This is a genomic window from bacterium (assembly GCA_026129405.1).
In the GTDB taxonomy this organism is placed as follows: Bacteria; Desulfobacterota; Binatia; order DP-6; family DP-6; genus JAHCID01.
The window spans coordinates 306,757-325,445 of the sequence record JAHCID010000003.1; the positions used below are offsets into that span (position 1 = coordinate 306,757).

General features: G+C 73.9%; 19 protein-coding genes and 1 tRNA gene. 8 read left to right on the top strand and 12 right to left on the bottom strand.

The features are described from left to right. The first annotated feature begins 28 nt into the window (after positions 1-28). The gene (locus KIT14_14080; protein MCW5891660.1) at positions 29-1,024 is read left to right on the top strand and encodes a Gfo/Idh/MocA family oxidoreductase; all 996 of its coding nucleotides are present in this window, start codon (positions 29-31) and stop codon (positions 1,022-1,024) included. Here the strand turns inward: KIT14_14080 and KIT14_14085 are convergent. Further along, positions 1,015-1,620, bottom strand: coding sequence for a 2,3-diphosphoglycerate-dependent phosphoglycerate mutase (locus KIT14_14085; protein ID MCW5891661.1), 606 nt, complete (start codon positions 1,618-1,620; stop codon positions 1,015-1,017). The two genes, KIT14_14080 and KIT14_14085, sit on opposite strands and share 10 nt — an antisense overlap. Before the next feature lie 106 nt (positions 1,621-1,726). Between KIT14_14085 and KIT14_14090 the strand changes: the two genes are divergently transcribed. After that, the gene (locus tag KIT14_14090) at positions 1,727-2,473 is read left to right on the top strand and encodes an acyl-CoA desaturase (GenBank protein ID MCW5891662.1); all 747 of its coding nucleotides are present in this window, start codon (positions 1,727-1,729) and stop codon (positions 2,471-2,473) included. A gap of 9 nt (positions 2,474-2,482) precedes the next feature. Here KIT14_14090 and KIT14_14095 read toward each other — a convergent pair whose 3' ends face one another. The 6 genes from KIT14_14095 to KIT14_14120 form a co-directional block, all read right to left on the bottom strand. Continuing rightward, the gene (locus KIT14_14095; GenBank protein ID MCW5891663.1) at positions 2,483-4,102 is read right to left on the bottom strand and encodes an FAD-binding oxidoreductase; all 1,620 of its coding nucleotides are present in this window, start codon (positions 4,100-4,102) and stop codon (positions 2,483-2,485) included. Between the two features lie 19 nt (positions 4,103-4,121). Then, positions 4,122-4,403 carry an RNA-binding protein gene (locus KIT14_14100; protein ID MCW5891664.1) on the bottom strand — a complete coding sequence of 94 codons (282 nt, stop codon included), beginning with the start codon at positions 4,401-4,403 and terminating at the stop codon, positions 4,122-4,124. A gap of 191 nt (positions 4,404-4,594) precedes the next feature. After that, positions 4,595-5,227 carry a hypothetical protein gene (locus KIT14_14105; GenBank protein ID MCW5891665.1) on the bottom strand — a complete coding sequence of 211 codons (633 nt, stop codon included), beginning with the start codon at positions 5,225-5,227 and terminating at the stop codon, positions 4,595-4,597. A 114-nt stretch (positions 5,228-5,341) separates the two neighbouring features. Next, positions 5,342-6,334, bottom strand: coding sequence for an LLM class flavin-dependent oxidoreductase (locus KIT14_14110; protein MCW5891666.1), 993 nt, complete (start codon positions 6,332-6,334; stop codon positions 5,342-5,344). A gap of 46 nt (positions 6,335-6,380) precedes the next feature. Then, positions 6,381-7,034 carry an FAD-dependent oxidoreductase gene (locus KIT14_14115; protein ID MCW5891667.1) on the bottom strand — a complete coding sequence of 218 codons (654 nt, stop codon included), beginning with the start codon at positions 7,032-7,034 and terminating at the stop codon, positions 6,381-6,383. Further along, positions 7,027-7,398, bottom strand: a complete 372-nt coding sequence (locus KIT14_14120) for a 2Fe-2S iron-sulfur cluster binding domain-containing protein (GenBank protein MCW5891668.1) — start codon at positions 7,396-7,398, stop codon at positions 7,027-7,029. Before KIT14_14120 ends, KIT14_14115 begins: the two co-directional genes overlap by 8 nt. Positions 7,399-7,487: 89 nt before the next feature. Here KIT14_14120 and KIT14_14125 point away from each other — a divergent pair, with 89 nt between their 5' ends. Beyond that, complete coding sequence (locus KIT14_14125; GenBank protein ID MCW5891669.1) at positions 7,488-8,333, top strand: enoyl-CoA hydratase/isomerase family protein; 846 nt, start codon at positions 7,488-7,490, stop codon at positions 8,331-8,333. A 32-nt stretch (positions 8,334-8,365) separates the two neighbouring features. Continuing rightward, positions 8,366-9,826, top strand: a complete 1,461-nt coding sequence (locus tag KIT14_14130; GenBank protein MCW5891670.1) for a hypothetical protein — start codon at positions 8,366-8,368, stop codon at positions 9,824-9,826. Between the two features lie 27 nt (positions 9,827-9,853). Here the strand turns inward: KIT14_14130 and KIT14_14135 are convergent. Further along, positions 9,854-9,928, bottom strand: a tRNA-Glu gene (locus KIT14_14135). A 111-nt stretch (positions 9,929-10,039) separates the two neighbouring features. Here KIT14_14135 and KIT14_14140 point away from each other — a divergent pair. Genes KIT14_14140 through KIT14_14150 form a run of 3 tightly spaced genes read left to right on the top strand, consistent with a single transcriptional unit; the run spans position 10,040 to position 13,558 of the window. After that, the gene (locus KIT14_14140; protein ID MCW5891671.1) at positions 10,040-11,224 is read left to right on the top strand and encodes an acyl-CoA dehydrogenase family protein; all 1,185 of its coding nucleotides are present in this window, start codon (positions 10,040-10,042) and stop codon (positions 11,222-11,224) included. A gap of 31 nt (positions 11,225-11,255) precedes the next feature. After that, positions 11,256-12,290 (top strand): acyl-CoA/acyl-ACP dehydrogenase, encoded by a 1,035-nt coding sequence (locus KIT14_14145; GenBank protein ID MCW5891672.1) that lies wholly within the window; start codon positions 11,256-11,258, stop codon positions 12,288-12,290. 41 nt (positions 12,291-12,331) lie between these two features. Then, positions 12,332-13,558 carry an MFS transporter gene (locus tag KIT14_14150; GenBank protein MCW5891673.1) on the top strand — a complete coding sequence of 409 codons (1,227 nt, stop codon included), beginning with the start codon at positions 12,332-12,334 and terminating at the stop codon, positions 13,556-13,558. A 1-nt stretch (position 13,559) separates the two neighbouring features. On the opposite strand, the gene KIT14_14155 is transcribed toward KIT14_14150, so the two are convergent. Further along, positions 13,560-14,123, bottom strand: coding sequence for a YqgE/AlgH family protein (locus tag KIT14_14155; GenBank protein MCW5891674.1), 564 nt, complete (start codon positions 14,121-14,123; stop codon positions 13,560-13,562). A 31-nt stretch (positions 14,124-14,154) separates the two neighbouring features. Further along, the gene (thiD, locus tag KIT14_14160) at positions 14,155-14,991 is read right to left on the bottom strand and encodes a bifunctional hydroxymethylpyrimidine kinase/phosphomethylpyrimidine kinase (GenBank protein ID MCW5891675.1); all 837 of its coding nucleotides are present in this window, start codon (positions 14,989-14,991) and stop codon (positions 14,155-14,157) included. On the opposite strand from thiD, the gene pgl reads away from it, so the two are divergent. After that, the gene (gene pgl, locus KIT14_14165; GenBank protein ID MCW5891676.1) at positions 14,990-15,712 is read left to right on the top strand and encodes a 6-phosphogluconolactonase; all 723 of its coding nucleotides are present in this window, start codon (positions 14,990-14,992) and stop codon (positions 15,710-15,712) included. The genes thiD and pgl overlap by 2 nt on opposite strands. Here the strand turns inward: pgl and KIT14_14170 are convergent. Then, positions 15,706-17,820 (bottom strand): translocation/assembly module TamB, encoded by a 2,115-nt coding sequence (locus KIT14_14170; protein ID MCW5891677.1) that lies wholly within the window; start codon positions 17,818-17,820, stop codon positions 15,706-15,708. The two genes, pgl and KIT14_14170, sit on opposite strands and share 7 nt — an antisense overlap. Next, a complete protein-coding gene (locus KIT14_14175) occupies positions 17,784-18,116 on the bottom strand; it encodes a hypothetical protein (protein MCW5891678.1) in 333 nt (110 codons plus the stop codon). Before KIT14_14175 ends, KIT14_14170 begins: the two co-directional genes overlap by 37 nt. Positions 18,117-18,689 lie beyond the last annotated feature (573 nt).

The window sequence follows — 18,689 nt, forward strand, 5'->3', positions numbered from 1 at the left end:
GGGGTGGCCGCGCGCCAGACCGCCGCGCATGGCGACGGTCGACGGCGAAGCGCCGTTGCGCATCGGGGTTCTCGGGGCGGCGCGCATCACGCCGATGGCGCTGCTGACGCCGGCGCGGCGCACGGCCGACGCGGAGGTCGTCGCGATCGCGGCCCGCGACCCGGCGCGTGCCGGCGCCTTCGCCGCACGCCACGGCATCCCGCGGGTGCACGCAGACTACGACGCCCTCATCGACGATCCGGCGATCGACGCCGTCTACAACCCCCTGCCGAACTCGCACCACGGCGTGTGGACGATTCGCGCCCTGGAAGCCGGAAAGCACGTCCTGTGCGAGAAGCCGTTCGCGGTCGACGCGGTGGAGGCGGAGGGCATGGCGACGGCGGGACGCCGCAGCGGTCGCGTGCTGATGGAGGCGTTCCACTACCGCTACCACCCGCTCTTCGCGCGGCTGCTCGCGATCATCGACGCGGGCGAGATCGGACAGGTGCGGCATCTCGAGGCGCACTTCTGCATCCCACTGCCGCGCCCGAGCGACATCCGCTACCGCGCCGACCTCGCAGGCGGTGCGCTCATGGACACGGGCTGCTACACGATCTCGATCCTGCGGCACCTCGCGCGCGCCGAGCCCACCGTCGTCTCGGCACGCGCCCGCTGGACGCGCGGGGGCGTCGATCGCTGGTGCGCGGCGGAGCTCGCCTTCCCGGGCGGACGCACGGCGCGGCTCACGTGTGCGCTGTGGTCGGCGGTGGGCGTGCGCATGTCCGCGCGCGTCGTCGGGAGCGCGGGCACGCTCGGCGTGATCAACCCGATCGCACCGCAGTTCTGGCACCGCCTGTCGGTGCGCACGGCGCGCGAGCGGCGCGCGGAGCGCGTTGCCGGACCGTCGAGCTACGCCGGCCAGCTCCGCGCCTTCGTCGATGCCATCCGCCGGGGGACGCCGTTCCCGACCACGCCGGAGGACGCCGTCGCGAACATGCGCGTGATCGACGCGATCTACGCCGCGGCCGGGCGGCCTCAGAGGTAGCGCTTCTCGCGCACGGCTCCGTCGGGGCCGAGCACGTACGCGAGCGGCGCACCGGTCGGGATCTCGAGCTTCAGGACCTCGTCGCGCGTGAGCCCGTCGAGGTGCATCACGAGCGCGCGCAACGAGTTGCCGTGCGCGGCGACGAGGACGTTCTTCCCCGCGCGCAGGTCGGGGAGGATGTGCCCCTCCCAGTAGGGGATGACGCGCGCCGCCGTGTCCTTCAGGCTCTCGCCGCCGGGCGGCGGGACGTCGAAGCTGCGGCGCCAGATGTGCACCTGATCGGCCCCGAACTGCTTCGCTGCCTCGGCCTTGTCGAGCCCCTGGAGGTCGCCGTACATGCGCTCGTTGAGCGCTGCGTCGCGCTCGACGAGCGGCACGGTGATCGCGGCGGCCGCGAGGGCGAGGTCGGCGGTGTGGATCGCCCGCTGCAGCGTCGACGTGTAGAGCTTGTCGACGGTACGCCCGCGCAGCTTCACGCCGGCGGCGCGGGCCTCCTCCTCGCCCTTCGGGGACAGCGGCACGTCGACCCACCCGGTGAAGCGGTTCTCGAGGTTCCACTGCGACTGGCCGTGGCGGAGGAGGATGAGATCGGGCATCGCGAGCACCATAGCGCGGCGCGGCGCGGGCCGCCAAGCAACGCCGTCCTCGTGGCGCGAACGGGTGGTTGCGCGGGTGCCGGACCGCTGCTACCACCGCCCCCCGATGGCGATCATCGCGCTCTTCGTCGTCCATTGGTTCGCGAGCATCTTCTTCCAGTCGAGCTTCCTGCATCGCTACGCGGCGCACCGGATGTTCACCATGGACCGCCTCACCGAGCGCGTGTTCCACTTCCTCACCTGGGCTTCCCAGGGGTCGTCGTATCTGCCACCGCGGGCCTATGCGATCCTCCACCGGGAGCATCATGCCTTCAGCGACACCGCGAAGGATCCGCACTCGCCGTCGTACTCACCGAACGTGATGGCGATGATGTGGAAGACGGCGAAGCGGTTCACCGCGCACGTCGACGGGATCTCGAAGCCGGAGGCGCGCTTCCTCGGCGGCTACCCCGAGTGGCGCATCCTCGATCGCGTCGGCTCCTGGTGGACGACGCGGCTCGCGTGGGGCGGCGTCTACGTCGGGCTCTACTGGTGGCTCGCGACGGAGTGGTGGATGTTCCTGCTCCTCCCGTTCCACTTCGGCATGGGGCCGATCCATGGCGCGATCGTGAACTGGTGCGGGCACCGTTACGGCTACCGCAACTTCGCGACCCGGGATCAGTCGCGCAACTCGCTGCCGATCGATCTGATCACGTGGGGCGAGCTGTTCCAGAACAACCACCACCACTACGCCGGCCGGGTGAACTTCGCGTTCCGCCGCTACGAGCTCGACGTCACCTACCACATCCTCCGCGTCCTCGATCGCCTGCGCGTCATCCGCCTCCGACCCGAGGCGATCCGCGCCGCGGCCTGAGGCCGTCTCTCAGGGGTCGATCAGCACGCCGGGGTTCAGAACCCCGGCCGCATCGAGCGTCGTCTTCGCGGCGCGCAGCACGGCCCCGAACAGCTCGGGTCGCTGGCGGTCGTACCAGCGCCGATGGTCGCGGCCGACCGCGTGGTGATGGGTGATCGTCCCGCCCTCATGCAGGATGGCTTCGGCCGCCGCCTGCTTCACCTCGGCCCACTGCGCAAGCTCGCTCCCGCGGCACGCCGGCGCCAGCACGGTGTAGTAGGGCGCAGGACCATCGGGATAGACGTGCGTGAAGCGGCACGTCACCTGGCCGGCACCGCACACACGCCGTACGGCATCCGTCGTCGCTGCCATGACGGCGGCGTGGAACGCCGGGAACCGATCCCAGGTGACGGCGGTCTCGAACGTCTCGGAGACGAGCCCGAGACGCACGAGTGCGTCGCGCAGATACGGGGCTTCGAGGAAGGCGCGGCGCCAGGCGCCGGCGGCGCCGTCGCGCGCCCCGGCGGCGTCGACGCGGGTGCGCCCCGCGTCCGCCGGCGCCGTACCGCCGTGCGCTCGTGCGCACGCGAGCGCGGCGTCCATCGCGTCGTCGAGGTCGCGGCTGGCGGACTCGAAGCCGACCAGGAGCACGGCGTGGGAGCCGTCGCCCGCCCCGGACGTCAGGGCCTCGAGCGCATCGAGCAGGCGGCAGTTCGTCGGATGGAGCCCCGCCTGCACGATGGCGCGTGCGGCGGTCGCACCGGCCGCGAAGTCGGTGAACGTGATGCTCGCCGAGGCCCGCCGGGTGGGGCGGTCCTGCAGCCGCATCCACGCCTCTACGATGACGCCCAGGGTGCCCTCGGAGCCGAGGAAGAGCCGGTCGGGGCTCGGGCCGGCGCCCGAGCCGGGCAGGCGGCGCGTCTCCAGCGTTCCCGCCGGCGTCACGACGCGCAGGCCCTCGACGAAGTCGTCGATGTGCGTGTGCAGGGTCGCGTAGTGGCCGCCCGAGCGGGTTGCGAGCCATCCGCCGAGCGTCGAGAACTCGAACGACTGCGGGAAGTGCCGCAGCGTCAGTCCGTGCGGGCGAAGCTGCTCCTCGAGAGCCGGACCGTAGATGCCGCCCTGGATGCGCGCGGCGCGACTCGTGGCGTCGACCTCGACGACGCGATCGAGCCGCGCCAGATCGATGGTGACCACGCCGGGCCAGGCGTCACGCGCAGGCGGCTCCACGCCGCCGACGACGGAAGACCCACCGCCGTAGGGAATTGCGGCGAGGCCGGTGTCGGCGCACCACGCGAGGATGGCCGCGACGTCGGCCTCGTCGGCCGGGTACGCGACCAGGTCCGGCGGGTTCGGAAACTCGCCGCGCGCCCCGCGCACGACGTCGCGGAACGACTTGCCGTACGCATGGCCGGCGCGGGCCGCCGCATCGGTGCGGCACAGCGCCGCCAGGCGCGGCGGCGGCGTCACGCGCACCGGCGGCAGCGTGACGGCATCGAGACGTGGCCGCGGCAGCGCCTCCGGGAGGACGATGCCGAAGCGTGCCTCTATCAGCCGCGCGAGGGCGGAGCCGTGTTCGTCGGAGGGGCCGGCGTCGGACCAGCCCCAGCCCCAGAAGCTCCGCTCGCGCGGCGCGGGCGCCGCGCTCACGGTGGTCGAGTCGCGCGGCTCAGTAGCGCGGCCGGGCGCCGCCGCCACCACCGCCGCGGTCGTGGGCCTCGCTGACGTTGAGCTTGCGGCCGTCGAAGTCCTGACCGTTCAGCTCCTCTACGGCGCGCCGCGCTTCGTCTTCGGAGCTCATCTCGACGAACCCGAACCCGCGCGACTGTCCCGTGGCCCGATCCATGATCACGGCTGCCGACTGGATCGTGCCGACCTTCGCGAACAGATCCCCGAGCTGCTCGCTGGTCACACGAAACGGCAGGTTGCCCACGAAGAGCTTCTTGCCCATCACCGAACTCTCCTTACCCCTGTAGGGCGCTCTCGACGACGCCTATCCGGCGCTCGCAGGACGAACGCGCTCGGAATGTCTCCCACGGTACGAAGAGGGCGACCGTTGGCGTGCGCGGGCATCCGGCAGCCCGTCTAGCAGGGGGATTGCCGGGCATGCAAGCCTGCATGAGGGGCGTTTCGGTGGGGGGCTTACCAGCGCAGGCTGCGTTTCCGAGCGCGGAGGCCGCGCCGGCTTCCGCCGCCCTTCTTGTTCGGCGGGCCACCCCCGCCACCCCATTCACCGCCGCCGGCGTCAGGGGGCATGAAGCCGCTTCCACCCCCGCCGCCCGCAGGAGCGGCCCACGGCGGCGGGCTGCTGAAGCCGCCTCCCGGACGGGAAGGTCCACCGGGGCGGGGGCCGGCGCCCATGGGCGGGCGAGGTGCGCGCGGCGGCGGCTTCTGCTCGGCGTCGTTGACGCGCAGGCGCCGACCGCGGAGCTCGTAGCTGTCGAAGCGGCGGATCGCGTCCGCCGCCTTGGCCTCGTCAGAGAACTCTGCGAAGGCGAAGCCTCGAGGGCGATTGGTCATGCGGTCCATGCCGATGCGGACACGCACGCGGGGATCGAGCTCGCCGAGAATAGTGCGCAGCTCGTCCTCCGTTGCCTCGAAGCTGAGATTGCCGATGAAGATCGTGGCCGAAATGGGACTCCTCCTTGACCGTCCGGGTCGGGGGGACCATAGCAGCTCCCTCCGCAGGTGGCGAGTCAGTTCCTGGTCAGGATAGCTCCTGCGTGCAGTGGATGTTGGCTCGCCGCATCCCGTCGAGCACGCTCTCGACGCCACCGTCGGGCGGCGGCATTCGGATGTTCACCTCCTGCGCGTGCGCGAGGGCGGTGCTTCCGCGGGACCGGCATGGGGGCGGCTTAGAGCACAGGCACCGGGACGCCACCAGGCCGCTCAGACGGAGACGGACGCGGGTCCCAGGGCCTCGAAGGTCCCCCAGATCGACCGCTCGTCGAACAGGAACGGGTGCACCATCGGCGTCGTCACGCCGACGTCGGCGAAGGCGCGGAGCCGAGCCCGGCATTCGGCCGCCGTCCCGATGACGGCAATACGATCGATCATCTCGTCGGTGACCGCGGCGAGATTGCGGGCGCGGTCCTTCGCCTGCCAGCCGGCGAGGATGGCCTCCGCCTCGGCGGCGAAGCCGCACCAGGCCACGAAGCGGTTGTAGACCGAGGTGGCGAAGTACGGGCCCATCATGTGACGGAGCGCCGCGCGCGCCGCCGCCGGATCGTCGGTGACGATCACCTGGAAGCGGCTCACGATCTCGAGCGTGCGCGGGTCGCGCCCGGCGCGCTCGGCACCCCGTCGCACGTGCTCGAGCATGCGCGGCACCGCATCGACGGGCATGAAGTTCAGGATGACGCCGTCCGCGATCTCCCCCGCGAGCTCGAGCATGGGTGGCATCAGGGCCGCGAGGTAGATGGGAACCGGCTGCGGTGGGAGCGACACCAGACGAAAGCCGCGCGTGCGGATCGTGCGGCCGGTGAAGGAGACGCGCTCGCCCGCCAGCATCTGCCGCAGGACGCCCACCGACTCGCGGATGCGCGTCAACGGTCGCTCGAAGGGCACGCCGCCCCAGGCGTCGACGATGGTGTCGCTCGAGGCGCCGAGTCCGAGGACGAAGCGGCCCGGCAGGATCTGCGCCACCGAGCCCGACTGCGCCGCCATCACCGACGGGGTACGCGTGTAGACCGGGACGACCGCGGTGCCGATGCGCAGGCGGCTCGTGACGCCGGCCAGGGCGGCGGCGAGGACGAAGGCGTCCGGGCCGGCGCCGGTGTCCGCGAGCCAGACGCTCTCGTAGCCCAGCTCCTCGACCCGGCGGGCGACGCGCTGGCACATGGCGATGTCCGGTGGGACGGGCAGGCTCGCGGCGAGGGGCATGGCGCCCCTTCGCACGCCGTCGCCGGTCGGAACAAGCGGAGGCGGCTCACCACTTCTCGTATTGGACGGCGCGGCGAGCATAGCCCGCGGCGCGCAGCCGATCGCGCAGGCGCGTGACGACGGCGCCGACCCCACAGATGAAGAAGTGGCGCGTGCGGTCCTCGTCGGCGTCGAGGTAGCGCGCCGCGACGGTCGGCTCGAGCGCGTCGGTCGGCACGAACGAGGTGTCGATGCCGGCAAGGCGCGTGAGCTCGTCGCGGTAGATGGGATGGTCGGCCGCGCAGACGAGGCGCAGCGGATGGCGGGCGGTAGCGAGCGCGCGGCACAACATCGGACGTATCGCGGCGATGCCGGTGTCCTGCGCCAGGAACACGGCCTCGGCGTCGGGCGCGGCGTCGAGCACGAACGTCCCCCAGGGACCGGTGAAGGCGAGGGCGTCGCCGGGGCGGCGGGCGAAGAGCCACGTCGAGCCGGGGCCGTGCGGGACGCGGTTCAGAAGCAGCTCGAGCCGCTCCGGCTCCTCGGGGCTCGAGGCGATCGTGTAGGGGCGTACGAGGCGCTGCGCGCCGGCCGGGATGAGGCAGGAGAGGAACTGTCCGGGGCGAAAGGCGAAGGGCACGTCGGGACGGAAGACGAGCGAGCGCGTGTCGTGCCCGTGGTCGTGCACCGCCTCGAGCACGGCGCGGCGCTCGTCAGCCATGCGAGCCCGCGATCTGGTTGATGGTGTAGCGCGGCACGACGACGACGATCTCGGCGTCGTCGCCGTCGAGGACCGCCTGGCAGCCGAGACGCGAGGTCGGGGTGAGTCCGGGGGCCTTGTCGAGCAGATCCTCCTCGGTCTCCTCTGCGGTGCCGAGCCGGTCGAAGCCCTGCTTCACGATGACGTGACAGGTGGTGCACGCGCAGACTCCGCCGCAGGCGTGCTCCAGCGGCACGCCGTGCGCGAGCAGGACGTCGAGGATCGACCCCGGCTTGCCGTCGTGCCCGAAGGGCGCTTGGGCGAGATCGACGTCGATCACCCGCTCGGGGTCCCCGTTCTCGAAGCGCACGATCACCCGGGCCATCGCCTCGGCTTTAGCAGGGCGGTTTCGACGGGGCGAACGCCGCCCGAGCGGTGGCACGCCGCGGGCGCTTCGGTGTAAGCCACCGCGCGATGGCGATCCACTATGCGAAGGACGGGCACGTCGTCACCATCACGATCGACCGGCCCGAGGCGCGCAACTCTCTCGACATCGAGCATTTCGGGCAGCTCGCCGACGGCTGGGTGCGCTTCCGCGACGATGCCGACGCCTACGTCGCCATCCTCACCGGCGTCGGCGACGTCTACTGCGTGGGTGCCGACCTGAAGCGCTTCGTCCCGATCGTCACCGAGCGCGCCGACAAGCTGGCGGCGGGCGAGTCCGTCCTGCCGGTCGGCGAGTCGCGCTACTCGATGGCGCACTCGCTGGTCGCGGTCCTGCGCGACGGCGCGATCCTGCCCGAGACCGGCGAGGAGTTCCGCCTCTACAAGCCGGTCATCGCCGCCATCAACGGCATCTGCGCCGCCGGCGGGCTCGAGATGATGTGGAACACCGACCTGCGCGTCGTCGCCGACGACGCCTGGTTCCAGCTCGCCGAGCCCCGCCGGGGCCTCTTTCCGGGCGGCGGCTCGACGGTGCACAGCGCCCGGCAGCTGTCGTGGTGCAACGCCATGGAGGTCGTGCTCCTCGCCGACCGCATCACGCCGCAGCGCGCGCTCGAGATGGGGCTCGTCAACCGGGTGGTTCCGCGCGACCGCGTCATGACGGAAGCGCGCGCGCTGGCCGACACGATCTGCTCGAACGGCCCGCTCGCCGTCCGCGCCTGCAAGGAATCGGCGAAGCAGTCGACGTTCCTGCCGCTGCGCGAGGCGCTCGAGAACGAGATGAGCTTCTCCGCGTCCGTCTTCATGAGCGACGACGCGAAGGAGGGCATCGCCGCCTTCAAGGAGAAGCGCCCCCCGGTGTGGAAGGGCCGTTGACGCCGCGGGCGCGCGCCGCGGTCGCCCTCGCGGTGGCCCTCGGCGCCACGCTGGTCGTCTGGGCGCCGGTCGTCCACAGCTGCTTCTACGCGGACGACATCGTGCTCCTCTACGACGCGCGCAACGGCGCGCCGCTCGAGTTCGTGCTGACGCCGTACGGCGGGCACCTCTACTGGACCCGCAACCTGCTCTTCCTCGGGATCGAGCGCATCTTCGGCCCCGACCCGCGGCCGTTCTTCACGCTCTCGCTCGCCAACCAGCTCTTGAACGTCGCGCTCCTGTTCGCCGTGCTGCACACGTGGACCCGGCGCCCCGTGCTGGCCGGGTTCTGGAGCACGCTGTGGGGCACGTGTCCGCTCAACATGGGGACGCTCAACTGGTTCGCGACCCATGGCCAGATGATGGTCGCGTCCCTGGTGCTCGCGCTCTTGTGGCGGGCTGCCGTGCTCGAGCGTCGCGGCACGATCCCGGGAGCGCGCGACGCCTGGGTGATCGTCGCCGCGCTCGTCGTCGGCGCGACGTGCTACGGCGTCGGCGTCGGCGCGGCGATGGCGTTTCCGGTCGCCGCACTGCTGCTCTTTCCGCGCATGACCTCGCGGACACGGCTGCTCGTCTGCCTGCCGATCCTGGTGGTGCCGCTGCTCTACGTCGTCGGCCAGCAGCTCCACGCGCTCGTGTCCGTGCGTCCGACCGGCGCGCAGGTTCCGGGCGTGCGCCTGCTCGCCTACGTGCCGGACCAGCTGATCCTCACCGGCCATCTCGTGGCACACGGGTTCGCGGGACTGCTGACCGGGTTCCTCGCTCCCGAGCGCGACTTCCCGCCGGCGCTCGTCGTCGGCGCCGGAGCGCTGCTCGGGCTCGCCGTCGTCGCCGGGCTCGCCGCGGCCGACGGGCCGATGCGGCGGCGCCTCGTCGCCGTGATCCTGCTCATCGGCGCGGTGTGCGGCATCATCGCCGTGGGGCGCGCGCACATGCTGTGGTTCATGGGCGGAACCTTCGCGAAGGTGGCCGCGACGCCGCGCTACCAGTACCTCGGCCCGCTCTTCCTCGCGCTGCTGGCCGGGCTTCTCTGTGCCCAGGCGGCGCAGCGTCGCGGCCGTGCGGCGGTGGGCCTCGTCGCCGCCGTCCTGATCCTCACGATCGACGCCCGGGCCTGGGCCCGCACCGCCTGGCACGTCGACACGCACGCCTGGGCCGGCCGCGAGGTCGCCGGCCTGTTGCAGCGCGTGCGCGACGCGGCGGCCGCCGTGCCGCCGGGAACGACGGTCGTCCTGCCGAACAAGCGCTTCCAGAGCGTCGGGCCGGTCTTCTCGCAGACGCCGCTCCTCTTCCCGCGCGCGGCAGCGGCGTTCATCGCCTTCGTCGACGGCGATGTCGTGGACGGCCGCCCGGTGCGCTTCGCGGAGGAGGACCCGGGCATCTACGCCGCGCTCACCGAGCAGCCCGGCAAGCGCATCGCCGGGCTGCTGGTCCCGGCGACACCGGCCCCGTGACGCCGCCGCCCGCGCGGCGAGGCGAAGTGTCCCCGGCGGGATTCGAACCCACGTTATCGGCGTGAAAGGCCGACGTCCTAGGCCAGACTAGACGACGGGGACCCGTGCGTCGCGGCGCGAAGGCGAGGTAGTACACGCGCTGGGGGCAGTCAAACCGCGCAGGCCGCTGGCGCTTGCGCGGCGGGGCCGCGCTGATGTTCACTCCCCGCCGCCGTGGAGATCCGATTCACGCCCGAGGAGGAGCGCTTCCGAGCCGAGGCCCGTCGCTGGCTCGAAGCCAACGTTCCGCGCGACCAGCGCCCCGAGATCGCCGACATCCGTGGGCGCCGCGACTGGGACATGGCCTGGCAGCGGCGCATGCACGACGCCGGATGGGCGGGAATCAACTGGCCCAGCGAATACGGCGGACGCGGCGCCACGGTGATGGAGCAGCTCGTCTGGTACGAGGAGTACGCCCGCGTCGGCGCACCCGACGTGACCACGGGCTTCGTGGGCTTGAAGCACGCGGGCCCGACGCTCATCGCCTGCGGCACCGAGGAGCAGAAGGCCTACCACCTGCCGCGCATCTTGCGCGGCGACACCGTGTGGTGCCAGGGCTTCTCCGAGCCGAACGCCGGCTCCGACCTCGCGAGCCTGCAGACGAAGGCCGTCGTCGAGGGCGACGAGCTGGTGGTCACCGGCCAGAAGATATGGACCAGCTTCGGGCAGATCGCGGAGTGGCAGGAGCTGCTCGTGCGCACCGACCCGAATGCGCCGAAGCACAAGGGCATCACCTGGGTGATCTGCCCGATGGGTGCGCCCGGCATGGACATCCGGCCGATCAAGACGCTCGCCGGCAACAGCGACTTCTGCGAGGTCTTCTACGACGGCGTGCGCATCCCGCTGCGCAACGTCGTCGGCAGGCTGAACGACGGCTGGCGGGTCGCCATGGCCACGCTCAGCTTCGAGCGCGGCACCGCGTTCATGTCCGAGCAGGTGCGGCAGGCACGCCGGGTCGACGAGCTGGTGCGCGTCGCCCAGCACGTCCCGGGGCCTTCGGGACGTGCCCGCGCGATCGACGACGACGAGCTGGCGCGCCGTCTCGCGACCGTGCGCGCGGAGGTCGAGGCGATGCGCGCCATGACCTACCGCAGCCTGTCGCTGGCCGCGCGCACGGGCATGCCGGGCGCCGAGGCGTCGATGATCCGGCTCTTCTTCTCAGAGCTGGTGCAGCGCATCGACGCGCTCGCGATGGAGATCATCGGCCCCGCCTGCCTCGACGACTTCGACGCGCACGGCGCGCCGGTCGAGGGCTGGTCCGAGCGCTACCTCACCGGGCTGTCGCAGACGATCGGCGGCGGCACCAAGGAGATCCAGCGCAACATCATCGGCGAGCGCGTGCTCGGCCTGCCGCGCTGACGCGGCCCCAACCCGACTCCGGGAGACCCCGATGGACCTGACCCTCAGTGCCGAGCAGGAGGCGGTGCGCGACGCGATCCGCGGCCTGCTCCGCGACCGCCTGCCGTCGGCGCGCGTGCGCGCCGTCATGGAGACGCCCGACGGCGTCGACGCCGAGGTCTGGCGGACCGCCGCCGAGCTCGGCTGGTTCGGGCTGGCCGTGCCCGAGGCCGCAGGCGGCGCCGGCTACGGGCTCGCCGAGGCGATGCTGCTCTTCGTCGAGCTCGGGCGCAGCCTCGCCCCGGGACCGTGGCTCGGGACCGTGGTCGGTGCGCTCGCCCTTGCCTCCACGCCGGCGGCGGCCGCGCCGCTGGGCGACGTGCTCGCCGGCCGCACCCGTGTCGCGCTGGTCGACGATCCGGGCGACCGCCTCGGCCACGGCGCAGGGGCCGACGGTGAGGTCGACGGCGTCTTCGACGCGGGCGCGGCGCAGGCGTTGCTCGTCGTCGGGCAGGCCGCGGCACGCTTCGTCGCCGTGGGGCCGGAGGCCCGCGTGGAGAGCCGTGCGGGCATGGATCCGACGCGCCGCCTCGGCCGGGTCGCGTGCCGGGGCGCCGCGGCGCTCGTGCTCGAGGGCGACGCCGCGCACTGGCGCCGGGTGGCAACCGTGCTGGCGGCGGCCGAGGCGACGGGCGTCGCCGAGCGGACGCTGGAAGCGTCCGTCGAGTACGCCAAGGTGCGCCAGCAATTCGGCCAGCCGATCGGCGCGTTCCAGGCGATCAAGCATCGCTGCGCCGACATGGCGGTGCGCGCCGAGGTCGCGCGCTCGGCCGTCACCTACGCCACCGTGGGGCTCGACGAGGGCGCCGGGGACGCGCCCCTCCACGTGCACGTCGCCAAGACGCTCGCCGGCGGCGCGGCGCTCCAGAACGCGACGGACAACGTCCAGAACCACGGCGGCATGGGCTACACCTGGGAGGCCGACGCGCATCTCTTCCTCAAGCGAGCCCGCGTGCTCGAGCACACCATGGGCTCGCGCACGGCGCACCTCGACGCGCTCGTCGCGCCCTGGCGCGCGGCCTCCTGACCGCGCCGCGGACACCGTCGCCCGGCGCGCCGCCGCCGGGGATGCCGCCCGATCGCGGCGGGGGCTTCCCCGCGCTCCGCCATCGCATCTTCCGGCGTTACGTCCTCGGACAGGGCGTCTCGCTGATCGGCTTCTGGATGCAGAGCGTGGCGCAGGCCTGGCTCGTCTATCGCCTCTCGGGCTCGACGGTCGCCCTCGGGGTGGTGTCGGCGTGCGCGTTCGCGCCGATCGCCTTGCTCGCGCCGGTGGCCGGCGTGATCGCCGACCGCGTGTCGAAGCGGAACCTCATCGTGCTGACGCAGACGGCGGCGATGCTGCTCGCGTTCACCCTCGGCACGCTGGTCGCGTTCGACCTGGCGACGGTACCGCTGGTGGCAGTGATGGCGGCTGGGCTCGGCGTCATCGGCGCCTTCGACCTGCCGACGCGCCAGGCGTTCCTCGTCGAGATGGTCGGGCCGCAGGATCTCGCCAGCGCGATCGCGCTGAACGCCTCCATCTTCAACACCGCGCGGGTGGTCGGGCCGGCGATCGCGGGCAGCCTGGTCGGTACCATCGGCGAGGCGCCGTGCTTCTTCCTGAACGGCATCAGCTACCTCGGCGTCCTCTGGGCGCTCGCCGGCATTCCGGCGCGCGCCCCGGGGGCGGGCGCGGCGAGCGATCGCGGCGATCTCTTCTCCGGCCTGCGCTACGTGCGCCGGCACCGCGCCCTCGGCGCGCTCCTGATCGCGCTCGGCGTGGTCTCCGCCCTCGCGCTCCAGGCGAACGTGCTCATGCCTGCCTTCGCCGAGCGCACGTTCGCGGGCGGGCCGACGGCGTACGGGCTCCTCCTCACGGCGTTCGGGACCGGCGCGGTGCTGTCGGCGCTGCGCCTCGCGTGGCGGCGCTGGACGCGCTCCCAGCACCGCGCCAACCTGCTCCTCGGGCTGGGCGTCTTCGCGCTCGGGCTGCTCGGCGTCGCGGCCAGCCCGCGGCTCGAGGTCGCGCTCGCCTGTCAGCTCCTCGCCGGCCTCGGCATGATCCGCTTCACCGCGACCACCAACACGCTGATCCAGCTGCTCGTCGACGACCGCTACCGCGGCCGCGTCATGGGCCTGCACACGGTGATGTTCATGGGCACGGCGCCGATCGGCAGCCTCGTCCTCGGCGTGACCGCAGACGCCCTCGGGCTGCGGGCCGCGCTCGGCGTGGCGGGGGCGGCGCCGCTGGTCGCGCTGGCGTTCCTGTTCGCCGCGCTCCCGCCGGAGCGGGCGCACACCCACGGCGCGTGAGCTACTGGATGCCGGGGCCGGGCGCCAGGGTCATCGGATCGACGCCGAGGGTGCGGATGGCGGCGTCCCACATGGTCTCGGGGTCGTGCGCGAAGACGAGGTCCGGATCGGCGGGGGCGCTCAGCCACGCGGAGGCGGCGAGCTCGGAGTCGAGCTGTCCCGGCCCCCAGCCGGCGTAGCCGAGGAGGACGCGGCAGCGGAAGCGCTCGACGTCGTCCGGGTCGGCCTCGAGCAGCTGGCGCAGCACGTCCGCCGACGCCGTGAGGTGCAGGCCCGCGCCGATCTCCTCGGTGCCCTCGAGCCCCTCGCCGCCGACCAGGACGAAGCCGCGATGGGTCTCGACCGGGCCGCCGGTCCAGAGCGTCAGGCGGCTCTCGCTGCGGACGGGCGGATCGAGCGAGACCGCGGCGCTGGCGAGGACGTCGGTGGGACGGTTGACGACGAAGCCCATGGCGCCGTCGGGTCCGTGCTCGCAGAGGAGGACGACGCTGCGGGCAAAGTTCGGATCCTGGAGCTGCGGCATCGCCACCAGCAGCGTCGGGGCCAGGAAGTCACCAGACCGCATGCTCGGATGCTCTGTGTCGATTCCGACGTTGTCAACCCGCGCCGGACGGATCGTCGTCGGGACGCAGGCGGTGATCGATCGGTCGCGCGCCGTGGCCGACCGCAGGGGCGGCGGCGAGGGCACGGCCGAGCCAGCGCTTGGCGCGCACGGCGGCGTCCTCGAGGGTGCGCCCCTGCGCGAGCCCCGCGGCGATCGCGGCCGACAGGCTGCATCCGGTGCCATGCGTGAGCGCGGCCCCGACGCGCGGCGCGTCCAGCTCGACGACGCCGGTCGCCGTCGCCAGCACGTCGACGGCGCGGCCGGGCAGGTGGCCGCCCTTCACCAGCACCGCCGCCGCCCCGAGATCGCGCAGGGCGCGGCCCGCATCGCGCATCGCCGGCAGATCGTCGACGCGACGTCCGGTGAGCGCCGCCGCCTCGGGCAGGTTCGGCGTCACGAGGGTCGCGAGCGGCAGGAGCGCGCGCAGCGCCGCCGCCGTCGCCGGCGTCGCGAGGGCGTCGCCGCTGGTCGCCACCAGCACCGGGTCGACGACCAGCGCGGGCAGCGGGCGCGCACGCAGATGGGCGGCGAGGGCGGCGATCACCTCGGGGGTCGGCAGCATGCCCGTCTTCGCAGCCGCGATCACGAGGTCGTCCTGCACCGCGGCGAGCTGGGCTACGACGAAGCCGGCGTCGACGTCCCGGCGGCCGCGCACGCCGGTCGTGTTCTGCACCGTGAGGCTCGTCAGCACGGCGCCACCGTAGACGTCGAAGGCGTGGAAGGTCTTCAGGTCGGCCTGGATGCCGGCACCGCCGCTCGGGTCGGAGCCGGCGATCGTCATGGCGACGGGTGGCCCGGCGCCGGCGCCTCCGCTATGGACCGAACCCATGGCGGTCCAGGTCTACCAGACGGATGCGGAGGCCTTCGAGGCCGCCGCCAACCTCGTCGTGACCCAGCTCCAGGCCGCGCTCGCCCGCGGCCGCGCCCGCTTCGCGCTGACCGGCGGGCACAGCGGCCGTGCGCTGCTGACGCGCTTCGCGCAGCGCGCCGACGTGGCGTGGGACCGCATCGACTACACGCTCACCGACGACCGCTGGGTGCCGGGCGACGATCCGGACTCGAACCTGCGCCTCGCACGGGAGCTGCTGTTCGGGCCGTGCGGCGTCCCGGCGGCGCGCATCCACCCGCCGCCGACCGAGCGCGCGACGCCCGCCGCCACCGCGGCGGCGTGGGCCGCCGACCTCGAGGGCTTCGCCGGACGGCCACCGGTGCTCGACGTGGTCGTCCTGGCCCTCGCGCCCGACGGCCACATCGCCTCGCTGATGCCCGGATCGGCGGCGCTCGCCGCGACCGCCTGGGCGGCAGGGGTAGCCGCCGACGAGGTCGGCGTCGAGCCCCGCGTCGCCCGCGTCACGCTGACCGCGCCGGTGCTCACGGGCGCAGGCCACGTCGTCATGACCGCCATCGGCGCGGAGCGGGCGGCGGCCCTGAAGGCGGCCGTCGAAGCGCCGGTCGACCCGACGCGCCGGCCGTCGCAGCTGCTGCTGCCGTCGGCGCGCTGCACGTGGATCGCGGATCGCGCGGCGGCGGCGACGCTCGCACGTCAGTAGCGCCGGCCCCAGAGCAGGTCGATCGCGCTCGAGCCGCGGCTCGAGGTGGAGACCTTCACCGACACGCGCGGCAGCAGCTGATACTCGACGCCCACGATCTGCGTCGGCTGGGCGCCGAAGTCGGCCGAGATCGACAGGAAGATGTCCTGCGTCAGGTAGCGGCCCGCGCTCACCTCGGTGGCGCCGAGGTCGAGCGTGTCGAGCCCGAAGGCGTCCATGACGGAGCGGCGCAGCTCCGGGGCGACGTAGCCTGCGGCGAGCGCGACGGCCTGGCGCTGGAGATCGACGCTCTGCTCGCGGCGGAGGTCGTGCGCCGGGCGGCCGAAGAGCAGCACGGCGAGGATGTCGGCCTGGTCGAGCGGCGGCTCGGAGGTGAGCGTCAGGGTGGGATGGGTCGCCGTTCCGCCGAGCGCGACCACCACGCGATAGTCGCCGGCGCGGTGCGTGGCCTCCACCTGAAGGGCGGGATCGGGCGGGTTCTCGCCGTCGAAGATCACGACGCCGCGCTCGAGCGTGAAGCGCCGGCCCTGGAAGGCGTACGACCCGCGCACGAGCCGGATGCGGCCGCGCAGCAGCGTCGGCGCCTGCGGCGTCTTCGTCACCTGCAGGTCGCCGGCGAGCTCGATGTCGGCGTCGTCACGACGGATCCACGCGTCGCGCTCGATGCGTACGCGCAGGCCGAGCGTGAGGGCATCGAGCAGGTCCGGGCCGGGCGGCGCCGGCTCCACCGCCGCGGGCGGCAGGCCGACCACCTCGATGGTCGGATCGGCCTCCAGCGACGGTGCCGACGTCGGCAGGACGCTCGGGCGGATGACGGCGTCGGCGACGTCGATGTCGCCCTCGATGACCGGTGCGGGCACGCTGCCGGCGAGGCGCAGCGTGCCGCTGACGTGCGCGCGATAGGCGGCGAGGTTCACCGCGAGGAAGCGGTCGAGGCGGATCGTCGCCGCGACGCCGCCCGCCGCGCCCTCACGCAGGCCGAGCCGCCCGCTGGCGTGCAGCGTGCCGTTGCCGGCGCGCGCGTCGAGCTGCTCGATGAGCAGCGTGTCGCCGTCGAGGCGCACGCGTCCCTCGACCCCTTCGTAGGTGACGGCCGTCGCCGAGAGCGTGATCGCGGACGCCGAGAGCGCGGCGGTGCCGCTGCCGCGCAGCGCCCCCCAGGGGCCGGCGAGGCGGAGGTCGGCGGTGAGGCGGCCGTCGAGACGCCGCAGCGTGCGCGGCACGAGCAGCGGCACGAAGCCGAGATCGAGGCCGGCGGTTCGCAGCCCGATCTGCACGGGCTGCATGCGCAGGTCCGGATGCGAGCCGTGCCAGGCGAGATCGAGGGGGATCGTGGCGTCGGCGTCGAGGCGGCCCGCGTCGGCGTGGACGAGCTGGGCACGCAGCCCGAGACGCTGGCCGGCATAGCGCACGTCGAGCGTGACGTCGCCATAGGTCTCGCGCTCGACGCGGACGGCCGCGGCGCGCAGGGCGCCGTCGAGCGTGGGGGCCGCCGCCGTCCCGCCGAGGGTCAGCGTGCCGGCCACCGTGCCGCCGCAGGGTCGCTCGCCGAGCTGGCGGCAGATCGGGCCCAGCTCGAGTGCGGCGATGGCGACGCGCGCCGCGTTGCGCCCCGGCACGCCGAGGCTTCCCTCGATCATGACGCGCTGGCTCCCGGCCGTGAGCGCCAGGCGGTCGGCGGACACGACGCCATCGGCGAGCCGCCAGCGTGCCGGCGCAACGAGCGCCCAGGCGGTCTCGCCCGGCAGACCGACACGCAGGGTCGAGAGCCGCCCGGCGAAGCGCTCGCCCGCACCCGCACCGTCGAGCGCGAGCGCGGCCACGGCGCCGTCCGCACGGCTCGCACGCACGGACACGGTGCCGCGGTCCTCGCTAGCGGCCCGGCGCCAGCCGGCGGCGCCGTCGGCGCGCCACGGCGGCTGTCCGCTCTGCACGATGCCCGTGCCGCCGAACCATGCGCGCGCCCAGGGCGCGCTGCCGCCGAGGCCGTCGAGGCGCACGGTGGCGTCGAGCCGGCGCGCGGAGACCGCCTCGCTGCGCAGGTCCCTGGCCCCGAGGCTGGCGTCGACGGTCAGCGCGTCGAGCCGGCCGACGGCGCTCGCCAGCAACGTCGCCTGACCGTCGACGCGGCGCTGCGCGCCGAGCGCGCCGAGGCTGCCGCGCGCGTCGAGCCGGAGGTCGAGCCGGCCGCCGGCGAGGTCGACGCCTCCGTGCGCGTGCGCCGCGAAGCCGAGGGCCTCGCCCCCGCGGCCTCGAGCGTGAGGCGGTCGCCGGCCAGCGCCGCGCGCGCCACGACCGAGTCCAGCCGCACGCCGGCGAGCGCCAGCGGGGCCGCGTGCAGCGACGCCGTCGCGCGCCGGGTCGCGTCCTCGAAGCCCGTGCCGCGGGCGGCGGCGCGCAGCACCCCGGCTCCGCTCGGGGCGGCGGAAACGGCTGCGAGGTCGTCGACGCGCGCCGCGAGCCGTCCGCCAGCGTGGCGTCTCGGCCAGGGTGAGCGGCCCGTACACGCGCGGCGCCCGCAGCCTGGGCCACGCTGCCGTGGGCGACGGCGTGGCCGCCCGCGAGGCGCGCAGCGAGACGCACGCGGTCGAACGGGACCGAGGCCACGTGCGAGCCGTCCAGACGGACGCGGGCGGCGAGCGTCGCCGCCGCGTCGGCGCCGCGACCGGGCCGCCGCGCCGCTGAGACGCCCCGCCGGCAGCGCCGCGACCACGCCGCCCGGGTCGAGGGCGGCGAGCGGGGCCGTCGCCTCCCAGGCGAGGGCGTCCGCATCGAGGCGGCCCGGACCGCGAGGGCACCGGCGTGCGGGGTCGCGGCGCGCAGCCCCACCGCGAGCGCGTCCCACGGTCCCTCGATGCGCGCCGCGGCGCGGAGGTCGCTCTCGAGCGCGACCTCCGGCAGCAGCGCGCGCAGCTCGCGTGCGGAGAGCGGCGCCAGGCGGGCACGCAGCCCGGCACGGTGCCCCGGCGTCAGGCCG